General features: G+C 69.9%; 13 protein-coding genes. 7 read left to right on the top strand and 6 right to left on the bottom strand.

The window, feature by feature from the left end; all coding sequences use genetic code 11:
- Positions 1-145 precede the first annotated feature (145 nt).
- Together O6P37_RS27450 and O6P37_RS27445 are read left to right on the top strand one after the other, a co-directional pair.
- Positions 146-409 carry an STAS domain-containing protein gene (locus tag O6P37_RS27450; RefSeq protein WP_269897038.1) on the top strand — a complete coding sequence of 88 codons (264 nt, stop codon included), beginning with the start codon at positions 146-148 and terminating at the stop codon, positions 407-409.
- The gene (locus O6P37_RS27445; RefSeq protein WP_269897037.1) at positions 409-1203 is read left to right on the top strand and encodes an ANTAR domain-containing protein; all 795 of its coding nucleotides are present in this window, start codon (positions 409-411) and stop codon (positions 1201-1203) included. The genes O6P37_RS27450 and O6P37_RS27445 overlap by 1 nt, the downstream gene beginning before the upstream one ends.
- Here the strand turns inward: O6P37_RS27445 and O6P37_RS27440 are convergent.
- A complete protein-coding gene (locus O6P37_RS27440; RefSeq protein WP_269897036.1) occupies positions 1200-1643 on the bottom strand; it encodes a MarR family winged helix-turn-helix transcriptional regulator in 444 nt (147 codons plus the stop codon). The two genes, O6P37_RS27445 and O6P37_RS27440, sit on opposite strands and share 4 nt — an antisense overlap.
- Before the next feature lie 68 nt (positions 1644-1711).
- Here O6P37_RS27440 and O6P37_RS27435 point away from each other — a divergent pair, with 68 nt between their 5' ends.
- The gene (locus O6P37_RS27435; RefSeq protein ID WP_269897035.1) at positions 1712-2470 is read left to right on the top strand and encodes a pirin family protein; all 759 of its coding nucleotides are present in this window, start codon (positions 1712-1714) and stop codon (positions 2468-2470) included.
- On the top strand, positions 2448-3770 hold the full coding sequence (locus O6P37_RS27430; RefSeq protein WP_269897034.1) for a PQQ-dependent sugar dehydrogenase: 1323 nt from the start codon (positions 2448-2450) through the stop codon (positions 3768-3770). Before O6P37_RS27435 ends, O6P37_RS27430 begins: the two co-directional genes overlap by 23 nt.
- Here the strand turns inward: O6P37_RS27430 and O6P37_RS27425 are convergent, their stop codons facing one another.
- Positions 3771-4058 carry a GlsB/YeaQ/YmgE family stress response membrane protein gene (locus tag O6P37_RS27425; RefSeq protein ID WP_269897033.1) on the bottom strand — a complete coding sequence of 96 codons (288 nt, stop codon included), beginning with the start codon at positions 4056-4058 and terminating at the stop codon, positions 3771-3773.
- Positions 4059-4280: 222 nt separating this feature from the next.
- Between O6P37_RS27425 and O6P37_RS27420 the strand changes: the two genes are divergently transcribed.
- The 3 genes from O6P37_RS27420 to O6P37_RS27410 all read left to right on the top strand — a co-directional run bounded on the left by O6P37_RS27420 (position 4281) and on the right by O6P37_RS27410 (position 8423).
- The gene (locus O6P37_RS27420) at positions 4281-5360 is read left to right on the top strand and encodes a phosphodiester glycosidase family protein (protein WP_269897032.1); all 1080 of its coding nucleotides are present in this window, start codon (positions 4281-4283) and stop codon (positions 5358-5360) included.
- A gap of 8 nt (positions 5361-5368) precedes the next feature.
- A complete protein-coding gene (locus tag O6P37_RS27415) occupies positions 5369-6202 on the top strand; it encodes an alpha/beta hydrolase-fold protein (RefSeq protein WP_269897031.1) in 834 nt (277 codons plus the stop codon).
- 148 nt (positions 6203-6350) lie between these two features.
- Positions 6351-8423, top strand: a complete 2073-nt coding sequence (locus tag O6P37_RS27410; RefSeq protein ID WP_269897030.1) for an acyltransferase family protein — start codon at positions 6351-6353, stop codon at positions 8421-8423.
- A gap of 66 nt (positions 8424-8489) precedes the next feature.
- On the opposite strand, the gene O6P37_RS27405 is transcribed toward O6P37_RS27410, so the two are convergent.
- From O6P37_RS27405 to O6P37_RS27390, 4 genes are all read right to left on the bottom strand, one after another.
- Positions 8490-10646 carry a hypothetical protein gene (locus O6P37_RS27405; RefSeq protein WP_269897029.1) on the bottom strand — a complete coding sequence of 719 codons (2157 nt, stop codon included), beginning with the start codon at positions 10644-10646 and terminating at the stop codon, positions 8490-8492.
- Between the two features lie 365 nt (positions 10647-11011).
- The gene (locus O6P37_RS27400) at positions 11012-11782 is read right to left on the bottom strand and encodes a fructosamine kinase family protein (protein WP_269897028.1); all 771 of its coding nucleotides are present in this window, start codon (positions 11780-11782) and stop codon (positions 11012-11014) included.
- On the bottom strand, positions 11779-12618 hold the full coding sequence (locus O6P37_RS27395) for an SDR family NAD(P)-dependent oxidoreductase (RefSeq protein ID WP_269897027.1): 840 nt from the start codon (positions 12616-12618) through the stop codon (positions 11779-11781). The genes O6P37_RS27400 and O6P37_RS27395 overlap by 4 nt, the downstream gene beginning before the upstream one ends.
- A gap of 9 nt (positions 12619-12627) precedes the next feature.
- Entirely contained in the window at positions 12628-12987 is a 360-nt protein-coding gene (locus O6P37_RS27390) for a hypothetical protein (RefSeq protein ID WP_269897026.1), read from the bottom strand.
- Positions 12988-12992 lie beyond the last annotated feature (5 nt).

Here is a 12992-nt window from a genome sequence, read left to right as displayed (position 1 = left end):
CATGTCAGATTCCTGACATCTCTCGACCGCCACCACATGCCGCCGCGCACCAGTAAGTTGATCGGCGGACAAAACGTGTGACGTGGTGGAGAAGTGCACAGGGATGATTTCGGCTCAGTTCTTCAGGCAAGACGGGGACGGCCGGGTGACGGTGATCGCCACCGGCGACATAGACCTCGGCAACGTCGACCGATTCAGCGACGTGTTGCGGCAGGCTGCCGGTGACGGGCAGCCGGTCGTCGTCGACATGGTCGGCGTGACGTACTGCGACAGCGCGGGCATGCGGGCGCTGTTCAAGGCCGGCGCCGACACCGACCTGACGCTGCGGATCGATCGCGCCGGGCCGCTGAAGAAGCTGCTCGACATCTCCGGCCTGGACCGGGTGACCACCGTCGAGTTGACCGACTGATGACGCCCGCCCTGCGTGCGCTCCGGGATCAGCCTCAGCTGGCCACCCTCCTGCAACGGGTACTCGAGCGCATACACGACGACCTGCCTGGCGTGCTGGGCGTGGCGATCGCCGTCCACGACAGCACGACGGACGCCGGCGCGCCGGTGGTGCTGTGTCAGCTCGGCGCCGAGGGCGAGCTGGTCGCGGTGCAGACCGGCGGGCTCGGCGGGCCGGTCGCCGATTCGCTGACCCACCAGCTGCCGATCGTCAGCCTGCAGCTCTGGGCGGACGACAGGTGGCCGGAACTGACCCTGGCCGCGATGACCGAGCGCCTCCCCGACCACGCCCGGACCTGGGAACAGGTCGGCGGCGCCGCCGCGGTCCCCGGCGTGTGGGGCGACGGTGCGGTGGTGCTGTCGTGCACGCTCGACGGCCCCGCCACGGCGGGGACGGTGGCAACGCTGATCAGTTACGAGCACCTGGTGTCGGCGGCGCTGGTGACGGTGGCCGCCGACAGCGGTACCAACATGGCCGACGTGCTCGCGGTGCTCCAGTCGCGAAGCGCCATCGAGCAGGCCAAGGGCGCGGTGATGGGCCGGCTGGGATGCGACGCCGACGGCGCCTGGGTGATGCTGCGCGACGCCAGTCAGCGCGCCAACGTCAAGCTGCGGGCCCTCGCCGTCGCACTCGTGGAGCACATCGGCGGCGGCGCCGCCGAGCAGCAGATCTCGGCGGCGCCGATCGAGGTCAACGACCGGGCGCGGTATGCGGCCAAGGAGTTGTGGGAGGGCCTCGCCGTCGGCGAGCGCTAACGCAGCCGCGCCAGCGCACTGTCGACGACGTGGCCGAACGCGCGCCGGTCGGCGGCCGCGACACCGTCGAAGAGCACCTCGCGCACCAGCCGGGCATGCCCGGGCGCAGCCAGGTCGAGCGCCGAGCGGCCCGCGTCGCGCAGGTCGACCGTCGCGCCTCGGCGATCGGAGTCCGCACCGTGCCGGTCGATCAGGCCACGGTCGCGCATCCGCCGGAGCTGGTGCGACAGCCGGCTCTGCTCCCAGCCGAGCGCCTCGGCGAGCTGGTACATCCGCTGCGGACCCCGTTCGGACAGTGCGACCAGCACGTCGTAGTCGCTCAGCGACAGCCCGCAGTCCCGCTGCAGCTGGCGGTTCATCGCGGCCTGCAGCTGGGAGACCAGCGCCAGGTATCCGCGCCAGATGCGCTGTTCCTCGTTCGACAACCACATGAAATACATGACACATCATTTATGTTGTCGCGTCCAGAGGCCACACCTAGGCTGGCCGCAACCGAGGAGACTTCACCATGCCCGAGACCGTCGACATCCGGCGCGCAGCCGACCGCGCGAAGACCAGGATCAGCTGGTTGGACTCCAAGCACTCGTTCTCGTTCGGGCAGCATTACGAACCCGGCAACACCCACCACGGCCTGCTCTTGGTGAACAACGACGACATCGTCACCCCCGGTTCGGGGTTCGACACCCATCCGCACCGCGACATGGAGATCGTCACCTGGGTGCTGCGCGGGTCGCTGGTGCACCAGGATTCGACCGGCCACTCGGGCGTCATCTACCCCGGTCTGGCGCAGCGGATGTCTGCCGGCCGCGGCATCCTGCACTCGGAGAAGAACGACTCGTGGACCCTGACCGGCGAACAGTCCCACAGCGAACCGGTGCACTTCGTCCAGATGTGGGTGGTGCCCGATGAGTCCGGAATCACCCCGGGCTATCAGCAGCTCGAGATCGACGACGAACTCTTGCGCGGCGGGCTGGTGCCCATCGCCTCGGGCATGCCCGAGCACGACGGCGAGTCCGCGATCACCATCCGCAACAAGTACGCCGCGCTGCACGGCGCCCGTCTGCAACCCGGCGACAGTGTCGAATTACCCTCGGCGCCTTACCTTCACCTGTTCGTCGCGCGCGGCGACGTCACCCTGGAAGGCGCAGGCCCGCTCAATGAGGGGGACGCCGTGCGTTTCACCGCCTCCGGTGGCCAGCGCGTCACCGCCACCGAACCGTCGGAGATCCTGGTCTGGGAGATGCATGCGAATCTGGCTGCGGCGTAGGCACATCGGTGTCGCGCTGATCGGCGTGACACTCTCGGCCGGGTGCTCGACGGCTCCACCCGCCGACCAGAAGGGCGACGCGCCGTCGACGAACACGTCGGCGGCCGCGCCCGTCGGCACTGCAGAACTGGCGGCCACGACGGTGGAGGTGCCCGAGGACCTCGGCGCCGCGCCGTTCGACGAGCCCCGCCAGGCGCTGGTACCGCCGGGCTGGACGATGTCGGTGTGGGCGCGCATCCCGCAGGCGCGGCTGATGGCCTGGGCGCCCGACGGCGCACTGCTCGTCTCGGTGCCCAGGACCGGGCAGGTCATCCGGCTCGAACCGTCGGGCGCGGGCCCGCGGGAGACGCTGTTGCTCGAGGGTCTCAACCAACCGCACGGGCTGGCCTTCGCCGGCCCGACGCTCCACGTCGCCGAGAGCGACGGCGTCGTCGCCTACGACTACGCAGGCGGGCGGGCCGTCAACCGCCGCACCGTCGCCGGCGGGCTGCCCGACGCCAAGAGTCCCGACCTGAGGGGCGCCTACGCGCACGCCCTGAAGAGCGTTGCGGTGGGACCCGACGGCGCGGTGTACTTCTCGATCGGCAGCACCGGGAACGTCTCCGCAGAGGACCGGACCGCGACGCCGCCGCGCGCCACCGTCATGCGGGTGCCGCCCGGCGGCGGGCCCGCCGAGCCGTTCGCGACCGGCGTGCGCAACGGCACCGGCCTGGCCGTCGCGCCCGACGGCTCGCTGTGGACGGCGAACAACGGGCGCGACAATGTCGCGTTCCCCGAGCCCGGCCCGGACTACGGCAAGGTCCTGCCCGAGTACGTCTCCGACCATCCGCGCGAGCAGCTCGCGAAACTCACTCCCGGTCGCGAGCTCGGGTGGCCGTACTGCAATCCGGACGGCGGCCCGGCGAATCTGCCGTTCATCCGCGACGTGCAGACCAATCCCGACGGCGCGAACATGGACTGCGCGGCACTGCCGCCGGTCGAGCAGAGCTTCGGCGCACATTCGGCGCCGCTGGGCCTCAGCTTCACCGACGGCACGCTGCCGGACCCATATTCGGCCGGGGCGCTGGTCGGCATCCACGGGTCGTGGAACGCAGACCCGCCGCGCGCGCCGGAGGTGTCGTTCTACCCCTGGCGCGACGGCGGGTTGGGTGACCAGCAGACCCTGGTCGGTGGTTTCCAGTCCGAGGACGGATCACGGTGGGGCCGCCCGGTCGCCGCAGTCGCGGGACCGGACGGCGCCGTCTACATCAGTGATGACTATGCCGATGCGGTCTACCGGTTGGCGCCGCCCGGCCGTTGATCAGCGAACCGTGGTGCCTCGGGTCTTGCGCCCGGTGACCGCGAGGTAGATCGCGATCAGGATGGCCGCCACGACGATGCCGACGATGAACGGGATGACGGCCCAGCCGCCGCCTTCGTTCTGGTAACCGAACAGGTTGTAGCAGGCCCACGAGCCGATGAACGACCCGAGGACGCCGAGCACGATCGTCATGATCACGCCGATGTTCTGCTTGCCGGGCATGACCAGGCGCGCCAGTGCGCCGATGATCAGGCCTCCGATGATCGCGGAGATGATTGTCCAGAACATTTTCGCACTCCTTTGTCAGCGACACCGGTTGGCGCCGTCACGGAAGCGGTGTTTCCCGGATGCCTTCGGTCTAATCGCACACCTTCGTGCCCGTTCGGCAAAGCCTTGCCGCCAAAGCGACATTCGCGCGTTAGCGCATTGTGACGCAGCTGTTACGCAAGTTGACAGTGTTGCTGCCGTGATTAGTGTTGTGTGCTGGATGATCCGCGGGAAAGGCCGGTGATGAAAGCCCCAGCAGCACTGATGCGGCGATGGACGGCCGGTGCCGCCGTGCTCGCACTGTGTGCTGCGCTGGCGACGCTGGGCGGGCCGATCGCCCGGGCCGCTGACGCTCGCGAAATGCTGCTCGGCGCGATCGCCAACACCAAGGGCGCCTACCTGGTGTACAACTTCGGCGGCCAGTTCGCCGCGCCGTTCCGCAGTGCCGACGGCCGCGAGTACACGCTGAACAACGGCGGGCACCTGATGACGATCAAGAACGCCGCAGCCCGCCTCACCCCCCGCCTGCTGGTCGACTCGCACTCCGGATATCAGTCGCGCTGCGAGCGTGACCCCCGGGCACGCACCGGCGAGGGGCTCTGGCAGGCCTCGGAGACCTATCCGCCGCTGCAGGCATGGCAGGCGCTCGGCCGGCCGACCATCGCGATCAACGCCAACTTCTTCGACGTCCGCGGCCAGAAGGGCGGCTCCTGGCGGGACACCAACTGCAGTTCGCCGCTGGGCGCCTACGTCGACAACACCCGCGGGCAGGGCCGCGCCAACGCCGCCGTCACCGGCACGGTGGCCTACGCCGGCAAGCAGGGACTGTCGGGCGGCAACGAGCACTGGTCGGCGCTGGCGACGATGATCCTGCCCGTCGGCGGCGCCCCCTACGTGGTGATGCCGAAGGGCGACAACGACTACGACGCCGCCACCCCGGAGATCACCAAGCTGGTCGACGGCGGGACCCGGTTCGTCGCGGTCGCCGGCATCGGACTGCTCGGCCCCGGGGAGACGGGCCAACTCAACGACGGCGGACCCAGCGCGGCCCGCACGGCCATCGCCTACAACCGCCAGAGCGACCAGCTGTACGTGTTCCAGGGCGGCAGCTACACGCCGGACAACATGCAGGATCTCTTCCGCGGCCTCGGCGCCGAGAGCGCCGTGCTGCTCGACGGCGGCGGGTCCTCGGCGATCGTCCTCCGCCGCGACACCGGTGGAATGTGGACCGGCGCAGGGGTTCCGCGCGGCAGCTGCGACACCTACGCCGTGCTCTGCGACTCGAAGGAACGCGCCCTGCCCAGCTGGCTCGCCTTCAACTGACGCCGCCCATGTCGCCGGACTCGTATCTGTCACGCCGCGCCGCACTGCGGCTGGGGGCCGGAGCCGCCTTCGCCTTGGCGCCGTTGCTCGGCGCCGCAGCCGCGAGGGCCGATCCGGGTGCGCCCTCGACGGCCGCCACCGCTCCACTGTCGGGATCGTTCCGGTCCGACGCGCGCGGCGGGATCGAGACGCGGTGGATGATCGCCCGCACCCCGGGGGCGACGGGCCCGGCGCGGACGGTGATCGCACTGCACGGCAAGGACTCCGACGCCGCGGGCGTGATGGCGCTCGGCGTCGAGACCGCACTCGCCGAGGTGGCGCGTGCCGGTGGCGCTCCGCTGGCGGTGGTCAGCGTCGACGGCGGCAACGGCTACTGGCACGCCAGGGAATCCGGCGGGGACGCCGGGGCGATGGTGCTCGACGAACTGCTGCCGATGCTGGCGCAGAAGGGCCTCGACACCAGCCGGGTGGCGTTCATCGGATGGTCGATGGGCGGCTACGGCGCGCTGCTGCTGGGCGGGTTGCTCGGTCCGGAACGCACCTCGGCGATCTGCGCGGTGAGCCCGGCGCTCTACACCGGCTGGATCCCGGCGATGATGAACGGCGCGGTCGACGGGCCCGACGACTACGCCAGGTACTCGGTGTTCGGCGCCGAAGCGCTGTCGGTGATCCCGGTGCGGGTGGACTGCGGGACCAGTGATCAGTTCTACACGGCCACCAAGAAGTTCACCGCCTCGCTGCGCAGGCCGCCGTCGGGTGTGGGTTACGCCGGCGGGCACGACGCCGACGGGTGGCGGCGCCAACTGCCCGCCGAACTCGCCTGGCTCGCCGCACAGCCCTGACCGGCTGACACGCGGGGCGCGTCCGAGCGGGCAATCCCGGCCGGCACGCCGCTGACGTGGGACGATCGGGGCCGAAGTGACTGAAGTGGCGGCGACTCCCGGATCCACCACCCGACGCGGCCCGTCCGCGAGCGGTCGGAACCCGCTGATGCGGACAGGCTTTCGGCCCGACATCGAAGGGCTGCGTGCGATCGCCGTGCTGGCGGTGGTGCTCTACCACGCCGGCGTTCCGGGCCTCGGCGGCGGATTCATCGGCGTGGACGTGTTCTTCGTCGTGTCGGGATTCCTGATCACCGGCCTGCTGTGGCGCGAGGTGACCGGCACCGGAACCGTCCGGCTAGGCGCGTTCTATGCGGCGCGGGCTCGTCGGCTGCTCCCCGCGGCGGCACTGGTGCTGACGGCGACGGCTGTCGCGTCCGCCGCCCTGCTGCCCGCGCTGCAGGCGCGCAGCGTGCTGGGTGACGCCATCGCGAGCGCGCTGTACGTCGGCAACTACCGGTTCGCGATCGAGGGCACCGACTACCTCGCGGCCGACGTGGCGCCCTCACCGCTGCAGCACTACTGGTCCCTCGGCGTCGAGGAACAGTTCTACCTACTGTGGCCGGCGCTGATGATCGCGACGGCGTGGCTGGTCGCCCGGGCGGGCTGGGCAGCGGCGCGATCGGTGCGGCCCTATGTCGTCACGCTGACGGTGGTCGCGGTGGCGTCGTTCGCGGTGTCACTGTCCTGGACGCACGAGTGGCCGTCGTGGGCGTTCTTCTCGCTGCCGACCAGGGCCTGGGAACTGGCGCTCGGCGGCTTGGTGGCGCTGACCGCCGGCTTCTGGCGTTCGCTGCCGCCGGTGGCTGCGGCCGTCGTCGGGTGGGGCGGGCTGGCGCTGATCGTCGCCACCTGCACGCAGGTGGGCTCGTCGACGCCGTTCCCCGGCACCGCGGCGCTGCTGCCCGTGCTGGGCACCGCACTGGTGATCGGCGCCGGTTGTGCGACACCGAATCTCGGAGTGGGCCGGTTCCTCGGCGAACCGGTGATGCGCGGGATCGGGCGGGTGTCGTACTCGTGGTACCTGTGGCACTGGCCGGTGCTGGTGCTGGCGCCGCCGGTGTTCGGGCAGATGCCCGGCCTGGCGGGCCGGCTCGCGCTGGTGGTGATCTCGCTCGGACTGGCGATCCTCACGCTGCACCTGGTCGAGAATCCGGCCCGCTTCGCGGTGCGGCTGCGGTCGTCGGCGCCACGCAGCCTGCTCGCCGGCGCCGTCGCGACCGGCCTGGCGGTGTGCGCGGCGCTGGTGCTGCTGTCGGTGCGGCCGGTGCCCACAGGAACGGGCGCACCGGCACGTCAGGTGGTGGTGGAGATGCCCACGCCGTCGACGGCGCCGCGACAGCTGTCACCGCGTGAGCAGGTGCAGGCGGCCGTGGTGGCTTCGGCGGATCTGCGTGCGGTGCCCGCCAATTTGTCCCCGGCGCTCGACGCGATCGCGAAGCCGGAGGCGTTCGTCAACGGCTGCGTGCTCTCCTGGCCGGACGTGCAGCAGCCCGAGTGCGCGTCGGGTGACCCGGCGTCACCGGTCGGGGTCGCACTCGTCGGCGACTCCCACGCGGCGATGTGGCAGCCCGGCATCGAAAATATCGCCAGGGAACGGCATTGGCGGCTGTCGACGATGAGTAAGGTGACGTGCCCGCTAATGGAGTTGCCGATCAGCAGCCCCTATCTGGGCCGCGACTTCACCGAGTGCGTGCAGTGGCGCCGGGACACTGTGCGCCGGCTGGAGCAGGAGCGTCCGCAGGTCGTCGTGGTCGACATGTCGCGGCGCTACGGCGCGGACTTCGGCTTCGTCGCCTACGACCCGGTGTGGCTCGACGCCCTGACGCAGCTGGTGTCGCGGTTGCGGGCAACCGGTGCACAGGTGCTGGTGCTCGGACCGGTGCCCGACCCGAACGGAACGGTGCCCACGTGTCTGTCCGGGCACATGAACGACGTCGTCGCGTGCTCGCCCGACCGGCCGAAGGCCCTCAGCGATGCGGGAATCGGGGCCGAGGCGGCGGCCGTCGCGGCGGGCGGCGGGTCCTACGCGGCGCTGTCGGACCTGTTCTGCACGGCCGAGCGCTGCCCGGTGATCGTCGGTGACACGCTGGTCTACCGCGACGACAACCACATCACGTCGGAGTACGCAACGGTGCTGGGACCCTTGGTGGCCGGGATGGTGGAGCACCTGCTGGGCTGACGGCCGGCATTCGAATGGTAGAAGCACCGGAGCCGTTTCGGCCCCGGCGCTTCTCGTCTGTGGTTGCTAGCCGGCCGCCTTCTCGGAGGTGTCAGACGACTCGGTCTTCTTGTCGTCCTTGTCGTCCTTCTTCTTGTTCCCGCCGAGGGCCTTCTTCACGTCGTCGCCGGCCCTCTTGAGTCCGGTGCCGACCTTCTTCGCGGTGTCGTTGAGGCCCTTCTGAGCGCCCTTGACCGTGTCGTTGATCTGCTTGCGGCCGTCTTTCGCGATGCGGTCGAGTTCGCTTCGAGCGCTCTTGAAATTCTTGTCGGTCTGCTCGAGGGCGTCCTTGGCGGCCTTGTCGAACGGAGCAGTGGTTCCCTCGTCGCCGTTCTGAGGATCCGCGCTCTCGTCGAGGAGTTCCTCGCCGCCTTCGCCGCCGGAGGCGGCGGGCAGATTCGGCGCCGCGTCGTTCGTCACAGCCTGCTTGATGCCGGAGTCGGCCGCGGCGACCGGCTTGTTCTCGGGCTCAGCTGTCTTGTTCGCCTGCAGGATGTTCGCGTCGGCTGCAGCTTCGTCGTCAGCCGGCAGCTGTTCGGCGCCCGGGATGCGCTCCGACAGTTGCCGGATGATGTTGGTCACCTGCAGAGCGAAGTCCGATGATCCGTCAGCGTACGACCCGATGTTCTCGTTCAGGAACTCCGTGATCAGCGCGCCCAATGGTGCCGCCGTGGCGTTGAAGACCGGGTTCACGAGTGCATTGATCGCGAGCTGCGGGCTGGGGATACCCAGAACCTCTGTCACGCTGGTCAATTGGGTGGGTACGTCGAGCCCCAGGTTCAGGACTTCGGCGGGGATGAGGCCGTCCGGTGACTGCTGGTCCGGAGCAGTCCCGACCTGCAGGTGAGGCAGCAGACCCACGCCGAACAGCGACGGTCCGGAGAATCCGAATCCGGTGGTGCCCGCATTCACCCTGCCGAGCGAGTACACGATCGGCAGTGCGCCGAACGGGGTCGTCAGCAGTCCGACGGTCTGCCCGCTGTTGTAGTTGATCCCGTTGGTGCCGAAGTAGGTCGAGTTGAGCGTGTTGAGGCTGGTGTAACTGACGCCCAGTAGCGGCATCGCGAACGACTGCAGGTTCGTGCCGAGCAGCGTGGACACGCCCGTGGCGGTCGGGAACACCACGCCCGGCGTGGCGACCGTGCCGAAGGAGGCGAGCCCGAGGGGGAGGGTGAGGCCGGCGGCGGCCAACGGCACCGCGACGACCGTTTCGGGCACCTCGATGCCGAGCACGTCGAGTGCACCGACGGCGAGGGTCGGCATCGTCGCGAGGTATCCGAACGAGCCACCGAGCGGCAGCGTGTAATTGCCGGTCGCGGTCGGCAACCACGCAGTGACGGAGGGGGTTTCGAGGACGTCGAGGGGCGTGAGGAGCGCAGCGACGGTGTCCCGGATGAGTGGAGGCAGTGGAGCGCCCCCGAGAAGTGTCGTCTGATCGAGGATTTCGCCGACCACGGCGGCACCGGTCAATCCGTCGAGTTGGGCGAAGATGTTCGTGACGTTGCTCGAACCGTCGATGCCGAGCACCGGCCACAGGAAGGACGAGGTGAAGCTCGTCGTCTGAACCGTCAGGCCGAGCGCGTCGATGACGTCGTCCAACGTGGGCACGCTCAGTAGCGGATTACCCGCGACTACGTCGAGCAGGCCGTCGACCACGGCGAGAACGCCCGCCGTCTCCAGCAGCAGAGGCGCCAGCGCACCGAGCCCGAGGTCACTCGGGAGGTTGAGCGCAGCGGCCAAGTCGGTCGCGGCGTTCGGCGGCAGGCCGGGGATCGCCCCCAGATTCGGTACCGTGCCGACCGCATTCAGTACGAGGGACAGCGTCTGCACCAGGCTCGCCAGCGAGTTGACCTCGACCTGGTCCACGTCGGCATCGACGGACGGCAGCACGCCACCGGAGAGCGCCGCGAGCGGATTCAGCACGGCTCCGAGGGCGTTGGTGAAATTCGCCTGCGCATACAGGAGGTTGTTCAGGCTGTCCGAGCTGTTCTCGATGATCTGCGTGTAATTCGGGCTGGCCGCCAGCGAGACCGGCATCGTCACCGACCGCTCGGTGTCGGGTGGCGGCGGCGCCATGCCCACCGTGAGGGCCGCCGACGTCACTGTCGCCGCACCGATCACCGCGATCTTCTTTGCGCGCCTGCTCTGCTTGCGGTGCTTCGACTTCTTCGTCGTCGCGGCCATATGACAGTCCTCTCGACCGTTTCTCAGGGTGCTCTCAGGCACCGTAACATCAGTTACACCGGCCGCCGCATGATTGCTGGATTATTTTCGCCACCATCAACAACAAAGGCCGACGCGCCGACCTACCTCCGCAATTGGAAAGGTCGGTGCTGTTCAGCGCCATGGGCTTTGTATGGCCCGCGATCGTTGGCAAATTCCGTACCTTTGGTTTGGAATGTTGCTACGTCACCGCTTGCCGGCAGCGCCGCACCGCCGTAGCTTGTGCGTTGGCAACTATCTGCGGGCCGCGCATCCCGCCGCACCGTCGCCGCACGTCAATCACCCAGACGACGCGGCCGCACCGCCTGGCACAACGAAATCCGTCGTTAGCTGCAGCCCCGCAGGATCTCTGCGAGCACCGCCTCCGTGCGGCCCGCATAACCGCCGCCGAACAGCACGACATGCGCGAGCAGCGGATACAGCTGGTGCAGTCCGACGCGGTCGCGCCACCCGGCGCGCAGCGGATGCACGCCCTGGTACCCGGCGATCACGTCATCGAGATGCGGACAGCCGAACAACGCCAGCATCGCCAGATCGGTCTCGCGGTGGCCGCCGTGCGCGGCCGGGTCGATCAGCACCACGCCGTCCGGCGTCCACATCACGTTGCCGCTCCACAGGTCACCGTGCAGACGCGCCGGCCGGTCGTCGTCGTCGAATCGCCCGGTCCGACACAGGTCGGCCACCTCCTCGATCGCGGCGCGGCCCTCCGCACTCATCCGCGGCGCCGCAGCTGCGGCCATCGGGCGCAACCGCTCGAGGGCGTAGAACTCGCCCCAGGAATCATGGCCGGTCAGCGACATCGGCAGCGGACCGCTCAGCGGACCGAAGAAGCCGTCACCCCGCCAGCCCTGCGGGCCGGCGCCGAACGCGTCGGCTCCGGCATCGTGTGTCACCGCCAGTGCCGCACCGAACTCCCGGGCCGCCGCCCGCGCCGGCGCCGCCGTCACCAGCCGCTCCAGCGTCAGCGACGTCGCGTCGTGGGACACCACCCGCGCACAGCGGGCGCCGCCTGCGGCCGCCAGCCACCGCAGACCCGCCGCCTCGAGGGCGAAGAAGCCATCGGGCGCCGCGGCGTTGCGTTTGACGAAGTCGGTCATCGCCGCCGCCGGCGCGGCACGCCGGCGATCAGTCCGATGATTCGATCCCTCACCGGCACCGGCACATTCGACATGAAGGTGACCTGCAGCCTCGGCCCGACACCGACGATGTAGCGGGCTTTCGGCCGCCGCGCCGTCAGTGCCCGCTCGACGACGGCGGCGACCTTCGCGGCCGGCACCGTCATCCTGCGGGCAGCGGGGACGAACTTCTTCATCCCCGCGATGTGGCCGGCGTACAAGGCGGCGAACTCGGCGGACATCCCCGCCTCGGTGTCGGTCACCATGGTGTCCGCCAGCCGCCACATGTCGGTATCGGTCTGCGCCGGTTCCACGACGGCGACCGCGACGCCCCACGGCCGCAGCTCGACCCGCAGCGCGTCCGCGGCGCCCTCGAGGGCGAACTTGGAGGCGCTGTATGCGCCCAGCATCGGTACCGAGAGCCGCCCGTTGACACTCGAGACGAACACCACCCGGCCCCGCGAGGCGCGCAGCTTCGGCAACACCGCCTGCGTGACGGCGAGCTGACCGAACACGTTGACCTCGAACTGTTCTCGCCACGCCGCCGGATCGATCGCCTCGACAGGTCCTGCGACGACGATGCCTGCGTTGTTGACCACCGCGTCCAACCGCGCAGGCAGCGCGCCGGCCAGCGCCGCGATGTGGGCCTCATCGGTGACGTCGAGCAGCACCGTCGACACCCGATCGATCGCCGCCACCGCCTCGGCGTCCGCCGCGGTCCGCACGCCAGCGACGACGTCCCAGCCCGCCGCCGCCAGGTGTGCCACGAGTTGGCGGCCGATTCCCCTCGAGGCCCCGGTGATCAGTACGGTCGGCATCGCCCGACCCTAGTGGCCCGCGGCGGGCGCACGGCGGTGACGCAGGACGGCCGTCACCACCGGCCGGTACTCGCCGGCATTCGGCGCGGTCACCGTGAAAAGCGCCTCCCAGTCGTCTAGGGTCAGCGAGCCGTCGAAGCGCTCCATCGGTACGGAGTCACCCGGCCGGTTGGCGACGTCGCAGTTGACGTCGTGCGCCCCCGCCCCGCCGCTGTCGACGAACACCACCCTGGTGGTGCCCGCGTCCATCTGCACGACGACCGCGTCGCCGCTGTTGAAGGTGTCCGCCTCGCCTGGCGCCTTGCCGATCACGTCGACGATCGCCGCCACGGCCACCGCCGCTCCGACCAGGCCGAGGAGGACCAGCACCGCGC

The sequence above is a fragment of the Mycobacterium hippophais genome, from assembly GCF_027529605.1.
GTDB classification, from domain to species: Bacteria; Actinomycetota; Actinomycetes; order Mycobacteriales; family Mycobacteriaceae; genus Mycobacterium; species Mycobacterium arseniciresistens.
This window is presented reverse-complemented; position numbering and strand designations above follow the sequence as displayed.

What these genes read in the sequence shown, in the direction of transcription:
- O6P37_RS27435 (WP_269897035.1), top strand. Translation starts at nt 1,712, where the DNA reads ATGCCCGAGACCGTCGACATCCGGCGCGCAGCCGACCGCGCGAAGACC.
- O6P37_RS27430 (WP_269897034.1), top strand. Translation starts at nt 2,448, where the DNA reads ATGCGAATCTGGCTGCGGCGTAGGCACATCGGTGTCGCGCTGATCGGC.
- O6P37_RS27425 (WP_269897033.1), bottom strand. Translation starts at nt 4,058, where the DNA reads ATGTTCTGGACAATCATCTCCGCGATCATCGGAGGCCTGATCATCGGC.
- O6P37_RS27415 (WP_269897031.1), top strand. Translation starts at nt 5,369, where the DNA reads ATGTCGCCGGACTCGTATCTGTCACGCCGCGCCGCACTGCGGCTGGGG.
- O6P37_RS27440 (WP_269897036.1), bottom strand. Translation starts at nt 1,643, where the DNA reads ATGTATTTCATGTGGTTGTCGAACGAGGAACAGCGCATCTGGCGCGGA.
- O6P37_RS27410 (WP_269897030.1), top strand. Translation starts at nt 6,351, where the DNA reads ATGCGGACAGGCTTTCGGCCCGACATCGAAGGGCTGCGTGCGATCGCC.
- O6P37_RS27400 (WP_269897028.1), bottom strand. Translation starts at nt 11,782, where the DNA reads ATGACCGACTTCGTCAAACGCAACGCCGCGGCGCCCGATGGCTTCTTC.
- O6P37_RS27395 (WP_269897027.1), bottom strand. Translation starts at nt 12,618, where the DNA reads ATGCCGACCGTACTGATCACCGGGGCCTCGAGGGGAATCGGCCGCCAA.
- O6P37_RS27445 (WP_269897037.1), top strand. Translation starts at nt 409, where the DNA reads ATGACGCCCGCCCTGCGTGCGCTCCGGGATCAGCCTCAGCTGGCCACC.
- O6P37_RS27405 (WP_269897029.1), bottom strand. Translation starts at nt 10,646, where the DNA reads ATGGCCGCGACGACGAAGAAGTCGAAGCACCGCAAGCAGAGCAGGCGC.
- O6P37_RS27420 (WP_269897032.1), top strand. Translation starts at nt 4,281, where the DNA reads ATGAAAGCCCCAGCAGCACTGATGCGGCGATGGACGGCCGGTGCCGCC.